Below are 18,641 nucleotides of genomic sequence, written 5' to 3'. Positions count from 1 at the left end.
GTCCCCCATGCCAGCCGCTTTCCCCTCCAGACGGGTCCTCGCGACCTCGGCGGCCGTCGTCGCCCTGCTGCTCGCCGTCCTCCTCAGCCTCGCGGTGGGCGCCCGCCCCATCGCCCCCTCGACCGTCCTCGACGCCCTGCTGCACGGCGGTACGGGCGACGACGCCGAGGTCGTACGGCAGCTCCGCGTCCCCCGTACCCTCATCGGGCTGATGGTCGGCGTCGCGCTCGCCCTCGCCGGCACCGCGCTCCAGGGCATCACCCGCAACCCGATCGCCGACCCCGGCATCCTCGGCATCAGCCAGGGATCGTCGGTGGCCGTCGTCCTCGCCATCGCCTTCTTCGGGGTGCACAGCCTCGGCGGGTACGTGTGGTTCGCCTTCGGCGGCGCCGCGCTCGCCTCCGTCGCCGTCTACGCCATCGCGTCCGGCGGGCGCGGCGGGGCCACACCCGTGAAGCTCGCGCTCGGCGGCGCCGCGATCAACGCGCTGCTGCTCTCCGTCACCACCGGCATCCTCACGACCAGAGCGTCCGCGCTCGACGAGTTCCGGTTCTGGCAGATCGGCTCGCTCGACGGGCGCGACGCCCAGATCGTCGGCCAGATCTGGCCGTTCCTGCTGATCGGCGCGGTCCTCGTGCTCTCCGTGGCGCGCGGCCTCGACGCGCTCGCGCTCGGCGAGGACGTCGCCAAGGGGCTCGGTCAGCGGGTCGCGACCGTACGGATCGTGGGCGGTCTCGGCGCGACGGTCCTGACCGGCGCCGCCGTGGCCGCCGCCGGGCCCGTCGCCTTCGTCGGCCTCGCCGTGCCGCACATCGCGCGGGCCGTCGTCGGCTCCGACCACCGCTGGGTGCTGCCGATGGCCGCGCTGATCGGGCCGGTGATGCTGCTCGTCGCGGACGTCGCCGGCCGGGTCGTCTTCCCGCCGGGCGAGGTGCCCGCCGGGGTGATGACCGCGCTCATCGGGGTGCCGTTCCTGGTCACGCTGGTGCGGCGGAAGGCGGTGCCCGCGTGAGTGCCACCGCTTCTCCCGTGCAGCCCGCTCCTCCCGACCGGCCCGCTCCTCCCGTACGACCCGGTTCTCCCGTGCGGCCCGCCGGGTACGGGCTCCTGCGTGCCGGGCGCGGGTCCTTCCTGGTCCATCGGCGCTCGGCCCTCGTCGCCTGCGGGCTCCTCCTGCTCCTGGTCGCCGCCTCCGTCGCGTACCTCTGCGTCGGTGAGCGGTTCGTCGCCCCCTCGGAGGTCGTACGGATCGTCCTCGGGCAGCCGTCGCCGTCCGCGTTCGTCGTGGAGGAGCTGCGTGAGCCCCGGCTCGTCGTCGCCCTCGCCGTCGGCGCCGCCTTCGGCGTCGCGGGCGCCCTCATCCAGACCGTCGCCCGCAACCCGCTCGCCAGCCCCGACATCATCGGCATCAGTCAGGGCGCCGGGGCCGTCACCGTCGCCGCGATGACCTTCGGCCTCACCTCGTACACCGTGCTGCCGTACCTCTCGATCGCGGGCGGCGTCCTCGCCGCCGCGCTCGTGTACGTGTTCGCCTGGCGCGGTGGGCTGCACGCCACCCGCTTCGTCCTCATCGGCATCGGCTTCGCGATCGCGCTGCGGTCCCTCACCACCCTCTTCATGACGAAGGGCGACTACCTCGTCGCCCAGCAGGCCCAGATCTGGATGACCGGCTCCCTCAACGGGCGCGGCTGGGACGAGTCCGCGCCCCTCCGCTGGACGCTGCTCCTGATGCTGCCGGCCGTGCTGTGGGCCGCCCGCGCCCAGCGGACGGTCTCCCTCGACGACTCCACGGCGACCGCGCTCGGCGTGCGGCTCGGCCGGGTCCGGCTCGGGCTCGTCGCCGTCGGTGTCGTCCTCGCCTCCGTGGCGACGGGCGTCGCGGGACCGGTCGACTTCGTGGCGCTGCTCGCCCCGCAGATCGCCCGCCGCATGACACGGACCGCGCAGATCCCGCTGCTCTGCTCCGCGCTCGCGGGCGCGGTGGTGGTCGTCGTCGCCGACCTGCTCGCCCGGCGGCTCTTCTCCCCCGTCGAACTGCCCGTCGGCGTCCTCACGGCGGCGGTCGGCGCCCCGTATCTGATCTGGCTCATCGTCCGGGGCCGTACGGAAGGAAAGGCATGACCAGCAGGCTGACCGCGCGCGAGCTGACGCTCGCCTACGAGGACCGCACCGTCGTGCACGAGCTCGACCTGGCGATCCCCGACGGCAAGGTGACCGTGATCGTCGGCCCCAACGCCTGCGGCAAGTCCACCACCCTGCGGGCCCTCGGCCGGCTCCTCAAGCCGGCGGGCGGCGCCGTCCTCCTCGACGGCGAGGAGCTGGCCGGGATTCCGACGAAGCGGATCGCCCGCTCGATCGGGCTGCTTCCGCAGACGCCGGTCGCGCCCGAGGCGATCAGCGTCGCCGACCTCGTCTCCCGGGGCCGGCAGCCGCACCAGGCCTGGTGGAAGCAGTGGTCGGAGGAGGACGAGCGGGCCGTCACCGACGCCATGGAGCGCACGGACGTCGCCGCGCTCGCCGACCGTTCCGTCGACGCGCTCTCCGGCGGTCAGCGGCAGCGGGTGTGGATCGCGATGGCCCTCGCCCAGGAGACCGACCTGCTCCTTCTCGACGAGCCCACCACCTACCTGGACATCTCCCACCAGGTGGAGGTCCTCGACCTGGTGCGCCGCCTCAACCGGCTGCGCGGCCGGACCGTGGTCCTCGTCCTGCACGACCTCAACCAGGCCGCCCGGTACGCCGACCACCTCGTCGCCATGAAGGACGGCCGGGTCGTCGCGGAGGGCCCGCCGACGGAGGTCGTGACGGCGGAGCTCGTACGGGACGTGTTCGGCCTGGAGTCGGTCGTCGTCCCCGATCCGGTGACGGGCTCGCCGCTGGTGGTGCCCGGGGCGCCCTGGCACGCCGACGACTTGGTGTCGTAGGGGGTGTCCGGGCGATCAGGCCGGAACAGGGAGCGGTCCCAGGGCCCCGCGAGCCCGGCCTGATCGGCAAGACACCCCCTGGCGCGGCCTCAGTGCCTGCGGGAGCGCCACAGCAGGAACAGTGCCGAGGCCACCGCCGCGCCCCGCAGGACCCACGGCCAGGTCTCGGAGATCGCCGCGCTCATCGCGGGGCCGCCGGGGGCCACCGCCTCGCCCCAGCGGCCCTCGACGCGGCCCCACAGCCAGACGACGCCGGTCGCGGCGGCGAGACCGGGGACGACGAGGACGGCGCCCTTGACCTCGCCGGGGGTCAGGCGGCGCGAGGCGCACGCGAGGAGCCAGCCGGCGGCGAGGGCGACGAGCGAGCCGAAGGCCGCGCCGCCGATCAGGAGCAGCGCGGCGAGGAGGACGAAGGGGTTCCCGAGGCGGCGGCGGGTGGGGGCGGCGGTCTCCGGGTCCTCGGCTGCGTCCGGTCCCTCGGCGTGCTCCGGCTCCGGGGCGGGCTTGCGTCGCAGGACCGCGCGGGCGAGGCGGCGCCACCTCCGCCTCGGCGCGGACTCCTCGTCCTCGTCCTCCTCGTCGTCGTACTCCTCGGGGGCCGGGGGTTCGAAGAGGTCCGGCCTCTCGATGCCGCCGACGAACCCCGGGACCGCGCCGGCGATGTCCGGGGCGCGGAGCGCGTCGAGCGCGTCGAGCCCGTCGATGTCGGCGTCCGTGGTGTCGGTGGTGTCCGTGCGCCACCAGTCCGGTTCCCTGCCGCTCTCGCGCGGCTGCGGCACCGAGGGGGACGGCCGCTTCCCGGGCCTGGTGCGGCGGCCCGGGGACGCGGATCGTGGGGGCGGGGCCGGTGTCCCGCGGCCCTGGGAGGCGGATCGTGGGGGCGGCACCGGTGTCCCGCCGCCCGGGGCGTCCTCCGCCCGCTCCACGACCTCGTCCGGTGTGCCCAGCGCGCCGAGGATGCCGCGTACCGCCGCCGGGCTCTCCTCCCCGTACGTGGCGCGACGGCGGTCGATCTCGTTCCGGAGGGTCGACACCAGCTTCATCCGGTCGCTCGCGGGCAACTGGCGCTGTTGTGCCAGATCGCCGACCCGGCTCAGATAGTCGTAGACCAACTGGTCGCTCTCGATCCCCACAGTGCCCCTCCACAGCCGGTTCGCCCGGTACGCCCCGACGTTAGCGCGCGGGCAGGGGCTAACGTGGGGCGGATGGGGACCGGTGAGCTCGACCTGGAGGCGCACGTGGCTGAAGCATCTGGCGCCGCTGCCGCGCCGCGCACACTCGCGGAAGCACTGCGGGCACGGGGTGACGACGGCCTCGCCGCGCTGCTGCGCGCCCGGCCTGACCTGCTGGGTCCTGTGCCGAACGACCTGACACAGCTGGCCACTCGTGCCGGTACGCGCGGTTCGGTGGTGCGGGCGATCGAGCGGCTCGACCGGTTCGCCCTGCAGACGGCGGAGGCGCTCGCCGTGGCGCAGGACCCGACTCCGTACTCCGTGCTCCGCTCGCTGCTCACCGGCGACGAGGGCGATCCGGAGATCGAGGCGGCGCTGCCCGGCGCGGTCGCGATGCTGCGCGAGCAGGCGCTGGTGTGGGGCGAGGACGAGCGGATGCGGCTCGTCCGTACGGCGCGGGAGCTTCTCGCGCCGTCGGCGCAGCATCCGTCGCCGACCGGGCTGGGGCCGACGGTCGCCGAGGCCACGTCCGGGATGTCGCCGGGCCGGGTGCAGGAGATCATCGCGGCGGCCGGGCTGACGTCGACGCACGATCCGGTGTCGGCGGTGGCGGTCCTGACGGGGCTCTTCACCGACCGGGCCCGGATGGACGCGCTGCTCGACACGGCGCCGCCGGAGGCGCTCGCGGTCCTGGACCGGCTGGTGTGGGGTCCGCCGTACGGGGAGGTGACGGCGAACCCGGCGCCTCCCGTGCGCTGGCTGCGCGACCGGGGTCTGCTGCTTCCGGTGTCGCCGCGGACGATGGTGCTGCCGCGCGAGGTGGCGCTGCATCTGCGGGGCGGGCGGGCGCACCGGCTGCCGGAGCCGCTGCCGCCGGAGCCGGTGGTGCAGCGGGACTACCGCCCACAGGTCGTGGACGGTGCCGCCGCCGGGCAGGCGTACGTGGCGCTCGCGACGATCGAGGAGTTGCTGAAGTCCTGGGACCGGGGCGGTCCGCCGGTCCTGCGTGCGGGCGGGCTCGCCGTGCGGGACCTCAAGCGGGTCGCGGCGCTGCTCGACGTGTCGGAGCCGATCGCCGCGTTCTGGCTGGAGCTCGGTTACGCGGCGGGGCTGCTGGCCTCGGACGGCGAGGCCGACGAGCGGTACGCGCCGACGCCCGCCTACGACGACTGGCTGGACCTGCCGCCCGCCGAGCGGTGGGCGCGGCTCGTCACGCCCTGGCTGACGGCGACCCGCACGTCGGGGCTCGTCGGCGGCCAGGACACGAAGGGCCGCACGCTCTCCGTCCTCGGTCCTGAGCTCGACCGCTCGTCGGCGCCCGAGGTCCGCCACCGGGTCCTGCTGCTGCTCGCGACGCTCCCGCCGGGCGCCGCCGCCGACCCGGAGTCGCTGCTCGCCCGGCTGCGCTGGGAGCGGCCGCTGCGCGGCGCCGGGGGCCACGCCTCGGCGGGCGCCGCCGACCTGCGGTCCCGGATGGCGCGCTGGACCCTGGAGGAGGCCGAACTGCTCGGGCTCACCGGGCGCGGCGCGCTCTGCGGTCCCGCGCGGGCGCTGCTCAACCTGCCGCTGGCCGAGGCCGCGTCGCCGACCGACCCGGGCGGCGGGGTCGAGGTGTCGGTGGCGGCGACCCGTGCGGCGACGCTGCTGGCGCCGCTGCTGCCCGAGGCCGTCGACCACGTCCTGCTCCAGGCCGACCTGACGGCCGTCGCGCCGGGTCCGCTGCGGCGGCCGCTGGCGGAGGCGCTGGGTGTTCTCGCGGACGTGGAGTCGAAGGGTGGGGCGACGGTCTACCGGTTCACGCCGGGTTCCGTGCGGCGCGCGCTCGACTCCGGCCAGACCGCGACCGAGCTGCACGACTTCCTGACGAAGCACTCGACGACGCCCGTCCCGCAGCCGCTCGCCTATCTGATCGACGACGTCGCGAGACGTCACGGCCATCTGAAGGTGGGGGCGGCGTCCGCGTACGTGCGCTGCGACGACGACACCGTGCTCGGCGAGATCCTGGCCGACCGGCGGTCCGCGCTCCTGGGGCTGCGCCGCATCGCGCCGACGGTGCTCGCCGCGCAGACGGATCCGGGGTCGCTGCTCGACGGGCTGCGGTCGATGGGGTACGCCCCGGCCGCCGAGTCCGCGGAGGGCGACCTGCTGATCGCCCGCGCCGACGCGTACCGCACTCCGGCCCGTACGGCCCCGGTGCCCGTCCCCGACGGCCCGCCGGTCCCCGACGCCACGCTCCTGGGTGCGGCGGTCCGGGCGATCCGGGCCGGTGACCGGGCGGCGACGGTGGTGCGGAAGGAGCCCGCGACCCCGACGGTCGCGGGGGCGCTGCCCCGCACGTCGGCGGCCGAGACGCTGGTGACGGTCCAGGCGGCCGTGATGACCGGCTCGGCGGTCTGGATCGGCTACGTCAACGCGGAGGGCGCGGCGAGCCAGCGGGTCCTCGCCCCGGTCCGTGTGGAGGGCGGTTTCGTGACGGGTTACGACCACACGGCCGACGAGGTCCGTACGTACCCCCTGCACCGGATCACGGGCGTGGCGGAACTGGCGGACGACCAGGTGTGACGCCGGCATCGCGGCAAGAGGCGGGTATCAGGCAGACTGGAGGATTGGCCGTTACGGGAACGGCACGGTGCCGGAAGGACTGATCGCGCGTGAATGGGCCTCTCATCGTCCAAAGCGACAAAACGCTGCTCCTGGAGGTCGACCACGAGCTCGCCGAGGCGTGCCGGCGGGCCATCGCGCCCTTCGCGGAGCTGGAGCGGGCGCCCGAGCACATCCACACGTACCGGCTGACGCCGCTCGGGCTGTGGAACGCGCGGGCGGCCGGGCACGACGCCGAGCAGGTCGTGGACGCGCTCGTCGAGTACTCGCGCTATCCCGTGCCGCACGCGCTGCTCGTCGACATCGCCGAGACGATGGACCGGTACGGGCGGCTCACGCTCTCCAAGCACCCCACCCACGGGCTCGTCCTGACCAGCACCGACCGGCCCGTCCTGGAGGAGATCCTCCGGTCGAAGAAGGTGCAGCCGCTCGTCGGGGCGCGGATCGACGAGGACACCGTCGCCGTGCACCCGTCGGAGCGCGGGCAGATCAAGCAGACGCTGCTGAAGCTGGGCTGGCCGGCCGAGGACCTCGCCGGGTACGTCGACGGGGAGGCCCACCCGATCGAGCTCGCCGAGGACGGCTGGACCCTGCGGCCGTACCAGCGGCAGGCCGTCGACGGCTTCTGGCACGGCGGTTCCGGGGTCGTCGTGCTGCCCTGTGGCGCCGGGAAGACGCTGGTCGGGGCCGGGGCCATGGCGGAGGCCAAGGCGACGACGCTGATCCTGGTGACCAACACCGTCTCCGCCCGTCAGTGGAAGAGCGAGCTCGTGAAGCGGACCTCGCTCACCGAGGAGGAGATCGGCGAGTACAGCGGGACGAAGAAGGAGATCCGTCCCGTCACCATCGCCACCTACCAGGTCCTCACGACGAAGCGGAAGGGCATCTACCCGCACCTGGAGCTCTTCGACTCCCGGGACTGGGGCCTCGTCGTCTACGACGAGGTGCACCTGCTGCCCGCGCCCGTCTTCAAGTTCACGGCCGATCTGCAGGCGCGGCGGCGGCTGGGGCTGACCGCGACCCTCGTACGGGAGGACGGGCGCGAGTCCGACGTCTTCTCGCTGATCGGGCCGAAGCGGTTCGACGCGCCGTGGAAGGAGATCGAGGCGCAGGGCTACATCGCGCCCGCCGACTGCGTCGAGGTCCGGGTGAACCTGACCGACTCCGAACGGCTCGCGTACGCGACGGCCGAGCCGGAGGAGAAGTACCGCTTCTGTGCGACGACGGCGACGAAGCGGAAGGTGACGGAGGCCCTGGTGAAGAAGTTCGAGGGTCAGCAGATCCTCGTCATCGGGCAGTACATCGACCAGCTCGACGAGCTCGGCGAGCACCTCGACGCACCGGTCATCAAGGGCGAGACGTCGAACGCGCAGCGGGAGAAGCTCTTCGACGCGTTCCGTACGGGCGAGATCAGCGTCCTCGTGGTGTCGAAGGTCGCCAACTTCTCGATCGACCTGCCCGAGGCGACGGTCGCCATCCAGGTCTCGGGCACCTTCGGCTCCCGGCAGGAGGAGGCGCAGCGGCTGGGCCGTGTGCTGCGGCCGAAGGCCGACGGGCACCAGGCGCACTTCTACTCGGTGGTCGCGCGGGACACGATCGACCAGGACTTCGCGGCGCACCGGCAGCGGTTCCTCGCGGAGCAGGGGTACGCGTACCGGATCGTCGACGCGGACGAGCTGCTGGCGCCCTGAGCCTGTCCGAGGGCGGGCTCGGTCTCAGTCCATCAGGGCCAGGAACGGGCCCGCGATCGCCAGGCAGTACTGGGCGATGACGAGTCCCCGGCGGGGCACGATCAGGGCCGCCACGCCCGCCACGGCTCCGGCGGCCAGGGCCCAGAAGCCGGCCTCGATGAAGTAGCCGCCCGAACCGTCGCCCTCGATGGCGTCGCGGAGGGTGACCGCGAAGGTGGCCACCAGGCAGGCCACGAGGAGCAGCAGGCCGAAGCTCGCCGTGACGCGCAGGGTGAAGGGGGTCGGGCCGGGGGTGTCCGTGGTGCTGGTCGTCGTCTCCATGCCCTGATCACATCAGGTGCGGCGGGGCGGCCACCAGGCGTTCGGGTACTCAGTCGGGGCCGGGCGCGTACTCAGGGCGGGGGTTCCTGACACCGGCCCCGGGCGGGCCGTAGTCGCCGAGGAGGACGACGCCGGCCGCCGCGCCGCCGAAGGCGCGTATCGCGCGGAACGCGGTGGCGAGGGGGCGGGTGCGGGGTCGGGGAACGGTGGTCACGAGGGTGAAGGTCGTCGCGGTCATGTCTCCATGATGGAATCCGGACATTCCGAACACATCGGCCTGGGGGTGGAACCCGGGGTCCCTCTCATGGCGGACCCCGACCCCTACGGATTTAGGGGCTTCCGGTGGAGTGAAATCGATTCGACCCTCGCGCCCCGGCGGAGTTACACTCGCCAGCTTCCCCGCCTCCCTCCGTGGAGAGCCGCTGCCCGGCCGGAAACCGGCGGCCACCTCGTCGTGTCCGTGTATCCACCTGCCCGGAGGCTTCACCGTGCCCGTTTCCGACCCCGTGCTCGATCCGCTCGCGCGTGAGCGCACCCATCTGACCTCCTCCCGCGCCGCCCTCCGCGCGATGCGCGAGGACGTGGAAGCGCTCGACATCAAGGACGTCACCGCGAACTGGGTCAACTCGCTCGTCCTCGGGCGGCAGATCGAGGACCGGATCAAGGCGCTCGCGGACCTCGCCGACACCCCGCTGTTCTTCGGCCGGCTCGACTACCTGCACACCACGCAGGAGGGGCAGCGCTTCTACATCGGGCGGCGGCACGTCCACGACGCCGACGGCGACCCGATGGTGATCGACTGGCGCGCCCCGGTGTCGCAGCCGTACTACCAGGCGTCGAAGAAGGACCCGCAGGACGTCGGGCTGCGGCGCCGCTTCGGGTACACGGGCGGCGAGCTCACCGCGTACGAGGACGAGCACCTCTCCGACCCGACGGAGCTGGAGACCACGAGCCGGCTGCTCCAGACCGAGATCGAGCGGCCCCGCGTCGGCCCCATGCGGGACATCGTGGCGACGATCCAGCCGGAGCAGGACGGGATCGTCCGCGCCGATCTCTCGGGGACGGTGTGCGTGCAGGGAGGCCCCGGGACCGGAAAGACGGCCGTGGGCCTGCACCGTGTCGCGTACCTCCTCTACGCGCACCGGGAGCGGCTCGCCCGGACCGGCACCCTCGTCATCGGGCCGAACCGGTCCTTCCTCCACTACATCGAGCAAGTCCTCCCCGCCCTGGGCGAGTTGGAGGTCCAGCAGGCGACGGTCGACGACCTCGTGGCGCATGTCGAGGTGCGGGGAACGGACGAGGCGGCGACCGCGGTCGTCAAGGGCGACGCCCGGATGGCGGAGGTGCTGCGGCGCGCGGTCCGTTCGCACGTCGCGATGCCGAAGGAGTCCCTGATGGTGGTGCGCGGCTCGCGTCGGTGGCGGGTGCCCGCGTACGAGATCGAGGAGATGGTGCGGGAGTTGCTGGACCGGGACATCCGGTACGGGGCGGCCCGCGAGGCGCTTCCGCAGCGGATCGCGCACGCGGTCCTGGTGCGGATGGAGGAGGCGGGCGAGGCGCCCGACGACCGGGTGCAGAACGCGGTCGCGCGGAACACGGCGGTGAAGGCCGTCGTGAAGGAGTGCTGGCCCCTGGTGGAGCCCGCGAAGCTCGTGCTGCGGCTGCTCGGCGACCCCGAGTTCCTGGCGGAGCACGCCGAGGGCCTGCTCACCGAGGACGAGCAGAAGCTGCTGCTGTGGGCGAAGCCGGCCCGGAGCGTGAAGACGGCGAAGTGGTCGGCGGCGGACGCGGTGCTGATCGACGAGACCAGGGACCTGGTCGAGCGGACCCACTCGCTCGGGCACGTGGTCCTCGACGAGGCGCAGGACCTGTCCCCGATGCAGTACCGGGCGGTGGGGCGGCGCTGCACGACGGGTTCGGCGACGGTCCTGGGCGACCTGGCGCAGGGCACGACCCCGTGGGCGACGGAGAGCTGGGCGCAGGCCCTCGGGCACCTGGGCAAGCCGGAGGCGGTCGTGGAGGAGCTGACCGCCGGTTTCCGCGTGCCGCGCGAGGTGATCGCGTACGCCTCGCGGCTGCTCCCGCACATGTCGCCGGGGCTCGCGGCGGTCGAGTCGGTCCGGGAGAACCCGGGCTCGCTGGCCGTCCGCGCGACCGACACCCTGGACGCGGACGTCGTCGCGGCCTGTGTCGAGTCCCTGGCCCACGAGGGCTCGATCGGCCTGATCGCCGCCGACGCGCGGATCGCCCCGCTGGCGGAGGCGCTGACGGCCGCGGGTCTCGCGTACCTCTCCCCCGGCGAGGAGACGACCGCCGAGTCCCGGCTGACCCTGGTCCCGGCCTCGCTCGCGAAGGGCCTGGAGTACGACTACGTGGTCCTGGACGAACCGGCGGCGGTCGTCGACGGCGAACCGGACGAGCGGACGGGCCTGCGACGGCTGTACGTGGCGCTGACCCGTGCCGTGTCTGGCCTGACGATCCTTCACTCGGCGCCGGTACCCGAGCAGTTGGGCGCCTTGTGAACCGGCGGTGACCCGCGGGGCGCCCTGTGGACCGGACGTGACCGGCGGGACGCCCTGTGGACCGGACGTGACCCGCGGGACGCCCTGTGGACCGGACGTGACCCGCGGGACGCCCTGTGGACCGGACGTGACCCGCGGGGTGTCCGTCAGAAACGGGAGGGCGTCCGCGTGAGGACGCGGAAGCGGACGCCGTGCCGGGCGAACAGCCGCCAGAGCTCGATCGCCGCGATCAGCGTCGTGGCGGTCGCGCCGCCGAGGGGCAGCAGGACCGGGACGCCCGGCCAGCGGGCCAGTGGGAAGAGGACGTCCTGGAGGGCGAGTTCCCAGGCGACCACCACGGTGATCAGCGCCGGGAGCGCCTGGTGGATCTCGACCGTACGGAACATGTGGCGCGAGACCGCGGGGACGGCGAACCAGAGGAACGCGACGCCCCGCGCCACCCCGTAGAGGCAGACCGGGATCGCGACGAACGCCAGGACGGGGTTCCTGTCGAAGTAGGCGGCTCCCAGCCAGATGATGGCCGCCAGGCCCCCGGCCACCAGCACGAGATGACCGAGGAACGCCGCGGCCGCCGTGAGCGGGCCGCGCAGGCGGTCGCCGAGCCGGCCCCCGGTCGGCGGCCGGACGGTCAGGAGGTACGCGGCGGTCACCAGCGGCGCCGTCACGAGGAGCAGGAACGGCACGAGGAGCAGCCGCAGGCCGCCGTCCCGTAACCAGAGCAGGAGCAGCGCGCCGTCGCCCACGACGAGGGGCCATTTGATCGCGACCCCGACGGCGATCCCGCCCCAGAACCTGACCCCCTGGAGGATCACGATGGGCACGTCGCGCAGGACGGCGTCCTCACGCGGCTCCATCCAGCGCCGGGCCAGGACCCGGTCCTTGTTCTCCTTCGGAACGTTCACGACCCCCGCCATGCGCCGGAGTGTGGCAGCGGGGGCCGGTGGACGACATCGTTCCGGGAGGCGGGGCAGGAGAGTGGCGCGATCCTTGCCCTGCGCCGCGTAGGCGGCGGTCAGCCGCGGACCGCGGCGAATTCGGGCAGCGCCTCGGACCACGTGCGGTGGGCGACGGAGGCCAGGACCGGGTTCGTCTCGCGGTAGTAGTGCTCCGTCACCAGGCCCCAGCACAGGGCCCAGCCCCGGCCGCGGTCCCAGGTCGCGTCGTCGACCTCGGCGGCCTCGCGGAACAGGGGGCGGGTGCCGGCGGTGAGGAGTGTCCAGGCGGGCATCGTGTCGCAGGCCGGGTCGCCGACCCCGAGGCCGCCGAAGTCGATGACGGCGCTGAGGCGGCCGTCGCGGCCGAGGAGGTTGCCGGGGAGCAGGTCGCCGTGGATCCAGACGGGTGCGCGGTCCCACTGCGGGAGCGCGAGGACCGACTCCCATGCGGCGGTGGCGAGTTCCGCGTCGACGGTGCCGTCGGCGCCGAGGTCGCGGATCGCGCCCGGCAGGTGGCCCTCCTCCCAGTCGGTGACCGGGCCGCCGCGGAAGGACGCCGGGCCGCCGGTCGCGTCGACCGCGCGGAGGGCGGCGCCGAAGCGGCCCAGGGCGACGGCGGCGTGGGCGAGGTCGGCGAGGGGTGCGTCGAAGGTGTCGTCGCCGTCGAGCCAGCGGTAGACGGACCAGGGCAGCGGGAACTCCGCGCCGGCGTCGGCCCGCCCCACCGGGACGGGGACGTCCAGCGGCAGGTGCGGGGCGAGCAGCGGCAGCCAGCGCTGCTCCTTCTCGACGTGGTGGGCCGCGTACGGGACGCGGGGCAGCCGGACGACGAGGTCGTCGCCGAGCCGGAACATCGCGTTGTCCGTCCCGGCCGAGTCCACCGTCCGTACCGGCAGTCCTGCCCATTCGGGGAACCGTCCGGCGACGAGTCGCTCGACGAGCTCGGTGTCGATGTCGAGTTCGTCGGGTTGCATCTTGGTGGCTGCCATGGCGGGGAGGCTAGCGAGCCCACCCCGCCCCTGGCCACGCGTTTTCCGTGCGGGGTCGGGGCCGGGGTCCGGGCCCCGGCCCGGCGTGAGCGTCGCGTTTCGGCGGGGTCCGAACCCGCCCGCGCGCGGGCGTCACGCGACGGCGGGGTCCGAACCTCGCCCCCGCGCGTTCGTCACGCGTCGACGCGGTCCGGGCCCCGCCCGCCCGTGGTCGTCACGCGACGGCGGGGTCCGAACCCCGCCCGCCCGCAGGCGTCACGCGTCGACGGCCTCGCGCCAGGCCCGTACCGCGTCCGCCGAGACCGGGGTCGTCCAGCCCTGCGGGCGGGCCGCGCCGCCGATGTGGAAGGCGTCGAGGCCGGCCGCGCGCAGCTCGGGGAGGTGGTCGAGGCGCAGGCCGCCGCCGACGAGGATCCGGGCCTCGTAACCGGGCTCGCCGGCGCGGGCGGCCTCGGCCTTGAGGGTGGCGAGGCCGTCGTCGACGCCGGTGGCGGAGCCGGCCGTGAGATAGGTGTCGAGGCCCGGCAGGTCGGCGAGGCGCTTGCGCAGCCCGTCGCGGTCGTCGGCGCGGTCGATCGCCCGGTGGAAGGTCCAGCGGGCGCCGTCGAGGACGGCGATCAGGCGCTCGACGGCGACGAGGTCCGGTTCGCCGTCGGAGGTGAGGAAGCCGAGGACGAACTCGTCCGCGCCGGCCTCGCGGAGCTCCGTGGCGCGGGCCACGAGGGCGTCGATGCCCTCGGGGCCGCCGGCCGAGAATCCGTCGGTGAGCCTGAGCATCACGCGCAGCGGGATGTCGACGGCGGCGCGGATGGCGGCGAAGCCGGCCCGGGACGGGGTGAGCCCGTCCGCCGCCATGTCGGTGACGAGTTCGAGCCGGTCGGCGCCGCCGGTCTGGGCGGCGACCGCGTCTTCCTCGTCGAGGGCGATCACCTCAAGGACTGCACGGTTGCTCATCGCTGCCCATTCCTCCATGAATGACGGCTACAGGTCTAGTCCAATGACCAGACTAGCCGTGCGCGTGGCCTCCCGCACCGTGCGTGGCCTCACCAGCTGCGGGAACGGTCGTCCCGGGCGCCGGCAGGGGCGACTTCCCGCCACCCGCGGTGACCGTGAAGGCCGCCGTCCGGACCTTGCCCTGGTGCTGGAAGTCGAGGAAGAGACGGTACGTCCCCACGCTGGGCGCCGTCGCGGTGAAGGAGACGTCCGGGCCGGGGCCCCCCTCGTTCGGGTGCACGTGGAGGTAGGCGAGGTCGCCGTCGCGGAGGGCGACCAGGTGTCCGTACGCACCGAGGTAGGGCTCCAGGTCGGTGACGGGCTTGCCGGCCTTGGTGACGGTGAGCTTGAGCTCGCCGGCCTTGCCGGGGTCGAGCGTGCCGCCGAGGCGGACCTGGTAGCCGTCGACGGTCGCGGTCGGGACGACCGGCGGCATCGCCTTCGGGGCGTACGCGCCGGGCACGGCGAGGTCGGCGCCGAGCGTGAGGCCCTGCGCGCCGGGGGCGGCGGGCTTGAAGTCGGCGAAGGCCTTGTAGCCGCCGGCGGCGGGCAGGTCGACGGGGGTCGTCCAGGTGCCGTCCGCGGCCTTCACCGGGTGGAGGTGGCGGAAGGTGGTGAGGTCGCGCGAGGCGACGATGAAGTGCAGCTCCTTGCCGTGCTCGGTGGTGAAGGCGGTGACCTTCTTCCCGGCGGCGTCCTTGATCGAGAACTTCAGGACGCTCTTGCCGACGGCGGGGGTCGGGGTCTCCAGGGCGAGGCTGTAGCCGCCGTCGGAGATCTGGAGGCCGCCGGGGAGGTTCGCGGCGGCGGCGGGCGTGTCCGTGGTCGCGCCCGCCTCGTGGCCGGCGTGGCCGTCGGCGGCGGCCGGGCTCTTGGTGGGAGCCGGGGTGGCGGCGTGGTCGCCGTGCCCGGCCTTCTTCGGCTCCTCGACGGGGCCGACGCCCGTGCCGACCCCGTACGCGGCCCCGAAGGTCGCGGCGAGCGCGGCGGCATAGGCAGTGATCTTCAGACCGGTGTTCATGGCTGCTCTCCCGATACGTGGGGTGGGTGCGCGGGGTGGCGCGGTAACCGTTCGATGCACTTCACCATACCCCTGGGGGGTATCAAGTCAAGCCGGGGATCTGCTTGCGTCGGATACCGGCGGGGGGTATACATGGACTCACAACCGGATACCCCCCGAGGGTATCCAGGTCCGAGGAACCGACCGAGGAGGAAGCCATGGGCTCCTGCTGCACCCCTGACAACAGCTGCTCGACCAACGCCGCCGACACGGCCACCGCGGTCGCGGTCGCCGAGAGCACCGTCACCGTCTACGCCGTCTCCGGCATGACGTGCGGCCACTGCAAGTCCGCGATCACCACGTCCGTCAGCGCGCTGGACGGCGTCATCTCCGTGGACGTCGACGTCGACGCCGGCCTCGTCACCGTCACCACCGGCGGCGAGCCGGACGACGCGGCGATCACCGCCGCCGTCGACGACGCGGGCTACGAGCTGACCGGCCGCGCCTAGGGCAGGCCCTGAGCCGCATCAACCCGGCCGCCGGGACCCGTCCACCACGCCCGGGTCCCGGCCCCCGCCCCGTACACACGAGGAGCAGTACTCATGACAACGACGACACCTGGCACGGCTCAGGTCGAGCTCGCCATCGGCGGCATGACCTGCGCCTCGTGCGCGGCCCGCATCGAGAAGAAGCTCAACCGCATGGACGGGGTCGAGGCCACCGTCAACTACGCCACCGAGAAGGCGAAGGTCACCTTCGACGCCGACATCGACGTCGCCGCGCTCATCGCGACCGTCGAGGCCACCGGCTACACCGCCGCCGAGCCGGCGCCGCCGAAGAGCGAGGCCCCCGGCGCCGACCCCGGCCCCTCCGACGAGGAGAAGGCCGACGAGGAGCTGCGGCCCCTCAGGCAGCGGCTCATCACCGCCGTCACGCTCGCCGTGCCCGTCATCGCGATGGCGATGATCCCGGCGCTCCAGATCGAGTACTGGCAGTGGCTGAGCCTCACGCTCGCCGCGCCGGTCGTCGTCTACGCCGCCTGGCCCTTCCACAAGGCCGCCTGGACCAACGCCAGGCACGGCGCGGCCACCATGGACACCCTGATCTCGGTCGGCACGATCGCCGCGTTCCTCTGGTCGCTGTGGGCGCTGTTCTTCGGGACCGCCGGTACGCCGGGGATGACGCACCCCTTCGAGTTCACGATCGCCCGTACCGACGGCGCCGGGAACATCTACCTGGAGGCCGCCGCCGGCGTCACCGCCTTCATCCTGGCCGGCCGGTACTTCGAGGCCCGCTCGAAGCGCAAGGCGGGCGCCGCGCTCAAGGCGCTGATGCAGCTGGGCGCCAAGGAGGTCACCGTCCTGCGGGGCGGCCAGGAGGTCACCGTACCCACCGCCGACCTGCAGGTCGGGGACCGTTTCCTGGTCCGCCCGGGCGAGAAGATCGCCACCGACGGCACCGTCGTCGAGGGTTCGTCCGCCGTGGACGCCTCCATGCTCACCGGCGAGTCCGTCCCGGTCGAGGTCTCCGTCGGCGACTCCGTCACCGGCGCCACCCTGAACGCCGGAGGCCGGCTCGTCGTCGAGGCCACCCGCGTCGGCTCCGACACCCAGCTCGCCCGGATGGCGAAGCTCGTCGAGGACGCCCAGAACGGCAAGGCCGCCGCCCAGCGCCTCGCCGACCGGATCTCCGCCGTCTTCGTCCCCATCGTCATCGCGCTCGCGCTCGGCACCCTCGGCTTCTGGCTCGGCACCGGCCAGGGACTCACCGCCGCGTTCACCGCCGCCGTCGCCGTCCTGATCATCGCCTGCCCCTGCGCCCTCGGCCTGGCCACCCCGACCGCCCTCATGGTCGGCACCGGCCGCGGCGCCCAGCTCGGCATCCTGATCAAGGGCCCGGAGGTCCTGGAGACCACCCGCAAGGTCGACACGATCGTCCTCGACAAGACCGGCACCGTCACCACCGGCCGGATGACCCTCATCAAGGTCCACACCGCCGAAGGCGTGGACGAGAACGACGTGCTGCGCCTCGCGGGCGCCCTGGAGCACTCCTCCGAGCACCCCATCGCCCAGGCCGTCGCCACCGGCGCCGCCGCCAGGGTCGGCACGCTCCCCACCCCCGAGGACTTCGCCAACATCCCCGGCCTCGGCGTCCAGGGCGTCGTCGAGGGCCACGCCGTCCTCGTCGGCCGCGAGAAGCTCCTCGAAGAGTGGGCGATGGCCCTCCCTGCGGATCTCAAGGCCGCCAAGGACACCGCCGAGAAGGCCGGCAAGACCGCGATCGCCGTGGCCTGGGACGGCCGGGCCCGCGCGGTCCTGGAGGTCGCCGACGCCGTCAAGGAGACCAGCCCCGAGGCCATCCGCCGGCTCCGCGCCCTCGGCCTCACCCCGATCCTCCTCACCGGTGACAACAAGGCGGTCGCCGAAGCCGTCGCCGCCGAGGTCGGCATCGACGAGGTCATCGCGGAGGTCATGCCGCAGGACAAGGTCGACGTCGTCAAGAAGCTGCAGGCGGAGGGCCGTTCGGTCGCCATGGTCGGCGACGGCGTCAACGACGCCGCCGCGCTCGCCCAGGCCGACCTGGGCCTGGCGATGGGCACCGGCACGGACGCCGCCATCGAGGCCGGCGACCTGACCCTCGTACGGGGTGACCTGCGGGCCGCGGCCGATGCGATCCGGCTCTCCCGCAAGACCCTCGGCACGATCCGCTCGAACCTCTTCTGGGCCTTCGCCTACAACGTGGCCGCCCTGCCGCTCGCCGCGGCCGGACTGCTCAACCCGATGATCGCGGGGGCCGCGATGGCCTTCTCCTCGGTCTTCGTGGTCGGCAACAGCCTGCGACTCCGCGGCTTCCAGGCCGCCGACAAGTGATCCGACACCGAGAAGCGAAGCCGAGAAGCGATGTGACGGGGAGAGCGCGATGGCCGGTTACGGACAGCACAAGGAAGACATCATCAGACGCCTGAGGCGGATCGAGGGCCAGGTCAGAGGGGTGCAGCGGATGGTCGACGAGGACGTCTACTGCATCGACGTCCTCACCCAGGTCTCCGCCATCAACGCGGCCCTCCAGTCCTGCGCGGTGGCCCTCCTGGACGAGCACCTCAGCTGCTGCGTCACGGAGGCCATCGCCCAGGGCGGGGACCAGGCGAAGGTGAAGGTGAGCGAGGCGTCGAAGGCCATCGCCCGGCTCATCCGGACCTGACGAAGGAACGGAGCCGGCCTTCGGAATGCCGAACTTCGGAATGCCGAAGGGGTACGCGTCAACCGCCCTTGCGCGAAGGGCAGTCGGTGGTCAGCTTGATGCTCAGGCGGAGACAGAGCCCGAGCACCTGCCGGAGGAGCACCAGCTCCGCCGAACCGGGCAGACCGGGGCCGCAGACCTTCGCGCAGGGGCGGTTCCACAGAGGGGTCGACATCTCGCCATAGTACCCCTAGGGGGTATACCTGGGAGGGGGAGGCGGCCCGTACGATGAGCCGCCCAGGGGGAAGGGGAT

At 73.6% G+C, this 18,641-nt stretch carries 17 protein-coding genes; 9 read left to right on the top strand and 8 right to left on the bottom strand.

Annotation, left to right across the window (positions count from 1 at the left end; genetic code table 11):
• Positions 1–7: 7 nt before the first annotated feature.
• The 3 genes from OG580_RS20275 to OG580_RS20265 all read left to right on the top strand — a co-directional run bounded on the left by OG580_RS20275 (position 8) and on the right by OG580_RS20265 (position 2,924).
• On the top strand, positions 8–1,012 hold the full coding sequence (locus OG580_RS20275) for an iron ABC transporter permease (protein ID WP_267045088.1): 1,005 nt from the start codon (positions 8–10) through the stop codon (positions 1,010–1,012).
• Positions 1,013–1,083: 71 nt separating this feature from the next.
• Positions 1,084–2,121 (top strand): iron chelate uptake ABC transporter family permease subunit, encoded by a 1,038-nt coding sequence (locus OG580_RS20270; RefSeq protein ID WP_267048062.1) that lies wholly within the window; start codon positions 1,084–1,086, stop codon positions 2,119–2,121.
• Positions 2,118–2,924, top strand: a complete 807-nt coding sequence (locus tag OG580_RS20265) for an ABC transporter ATP-binding protein (RefSeq protein ID WP_267045087.1) — start codon at positions 2,118–2,120, stop codon at positions 2,922–2,924. Before OG580_RS20270 ends, OG580_RS20265 begins: the two co-directional genes overlap by 4 nt.
• A gap of 89 nt (positions 2,925–3,013) precedes the next feature.
• Here the strand turns inward: OG580_RS20265 and OG580_RS20260 are convergent, their stop codons facing one another.
• A complete protein-coding gene (locus OG580_RS20260) occupies positions 3,014–4,057 on the bottom strand; it encodes a hypothetical protein (protein ID WP_267045086.1) in 1,044 nt (347 codons plus the stop codon).
• A gap of 72 nt (positions 4,058–4,129) precedes the next feature.
• Between OG580_RS20260 and OG580_RS20255 the strand changes: the two genes are divergently transcribed.
• Both OG580_RS20255 and OG580_RS20250 read left to right on the top strand, forming a co-directional pair.
• Positions 4,130–6,658: a helicase-associated domain-containing protein gene (locus tag OG580_RS20255; protein WP_267045085.1), complete on the top strand. Its 2,529-nt coding sequence runs from the start codon at positions 4,130–4,132 to the stop codon at positions 6,656–6,658.
• 89 nt (positions 6,659–6,747) lie between these two features.
• Positions 6,748–8,388, top strand: coding sequence for a DNA repair helicase XPB (locus tag OG580_RS20250; RefSeq protein WP_267045084.1), 1,641 nt, complete (start codon positions 6,748–6,750; stop codon positions 8,386–8,388).
• 24 nt (positions 8,389–8,412) lie between these two features.
• Here OG580_RS20250 and OG580_RS20245 read toward each other — a convergent pair whose 3' ends face one another.
• Entirely contained in the window at positions 8,413–8,709 is a 297-nt protein-coding gene (locus tag OG580_RS20245; protein ID WP_267045083.1) for a hypothetical protein, read from the bottom strand.
• Between the two features lie 49 nt (positions 8,710–8,758).
• Positions 8,759–8,947: a hypothetical protein gene (locus OG580_RS20240; RefSeq protein ID WP_267045082.1), complete on the bottom strand. Its 189-nt coding sequence runs from the start codon at positions 8,945–8,947 to the stop codon at positions 8,759–8,761.
• 250 nt (positions 8,948–9,197) lie between these two features.
• Here OG580_RS20240 and OG580_RS20235 point away from each other — a divergent pair, with 250 nt between their 5' ends.
• The gene (locus OG580_RS20235; protein ID WP_267045081.1) at positions 9,198–11,231 is read left to right on the top strand and encodes an ATP-binding domain-containing protein; all 2,034 of its coding nucleotides are present in this window, start codon (positions 9,198–9,200) and stop codon (positions 11,229–11,231) included.
• A 146-nt stretch (positions 11,232–11,377) separates the two neighbouring features.
• On the opposite strand, the gene OG580_RS20230 is transcribed toward OG580_RS20235, so the two are convergent.
• The 4 genes from OG580_RS20230 to OG580_RS20215 all read right to left on the bottom strand — a co-directional run bounded on the left by OG580_RS20230 (position 11,378) and on the right by OG580_RS20215 (position 15,169).
• Complete coding sequence (locus OG580_RS20230) at positions 11,378–12,145, bottom strand: hypothetical protein (protein WP_267045080.1); 768 nt, start codon at positions 12,143–12,145, stop codon at positions 11,378–11,380.
• A 98-nt stretch (positions 12,146–12,243) separates the two neighbouring features.
• A complete protein-coding gene (locus tag OG580_RS20225) occupies positions 12,244–13,155 on the bottom strand; it encodes an aminoglycoside phosphotransferase family protein (RefSeq protein WP_267045079.1) in 912 nt (303 codons plus the stop codon).
• Between the two features lie 255 nt (positions 13,156–13,410).
• Positions 13,411–14,109 carry a copper homeostasis protein CutC gene (locus tag OG580_RS20220; RefSeq protein ID WP_267045078.1) on the bottom strand — a complete coding sequence of 233 codons (699 nt, stop codon included), beginning with the start codon at positions 14,107–14,109 and terminating at the stop codon, positions 13,411–13,413.
• Between the two features lie 52 nt (positions 14,110–14,161).
• A complete protein-coding gene (locus OG580_RS20215) occupies positions 14,162–15,169 on the bottom strand; it encodes a hypothetical protein (RefSeq protein WP_267045077.1) in 1,008 nt (335 codons plus the stop codon).
• Positions 15,170–15,366: 197 nt separating this feature from the next.
• Here OG580_RS20215 and OG580_RS20210 point away from each other — a divergent pair, with 197 nt between their 5' ends.
• The 3 genes from OG580_RS20210 to OG580_RS20200 all read left to right on the top strand — a co-directional run bounded on the left by OG580_RS20210 (position 15,367) and on the right by OG580_RS20200 (position 18,349).
• Positions 15,367–15,657 carry a heavy-metal-associated domain-containing protein gene (locus tag OG580_RS20210; protein WP_267045076.1) on the top strand — a complete coding sequence of 97 codons (291 nt, stop codon included), beginning with the start codon at positions 15,367–15,369 and terminating at the stop codon, positions 15,655–15,657.
• Between the two features lie 93 nt (positions 15,658–15,750).
• Entirely contained in the window at positions 15,751–18,018 is a 2,268-nt protein-coding gene (locus OG580_RS20205) for a cation-translocating P-type ATPase (protein ID WP_267045075.1), read from the top strand.
• 49 nt (positions 18,019–18,067) lie between these two features.
• On the top strand, positions 18,068–18,349 hold the full coding sequence (locus tag OG580_RS20200) for a metal-sensitive transcriptional regulator (protein ID WP_250766246.1): 282 nt from the start codon (positions 18,068–18,070) through the stop codon (positions 18,347–18,349).
• 58 nt (positions 18,350–18,407) lie between these two features.
• On the opposite strand, the gene OG580_RS20195 is transcribed toward OG580_RS20200, so the two are convergent.
• Entirely contained in the window at positions 18,408–18,563 is a 156-nt protein-coding gene (locus tag OG580_RS20195; protein ID WP_267045074.1) for a hypothetical protein, read from the bottom strand.
• Positions 18,564–18,641 lie beyond the last annotated feature (78 nt).

The organism is Streptomyces sp. NBC_00094 (assembly GCF_026343125.1).
GTDB lineage: Bacteria > Actinomycetota > Actinomycetes > Streptomycetales > Streptomycetaceae > Streptomyces.
Note: the sequence above shows the minus strand (reverse complement) of the source record. Positions and strands in the feature narration are given on the sequence as shown.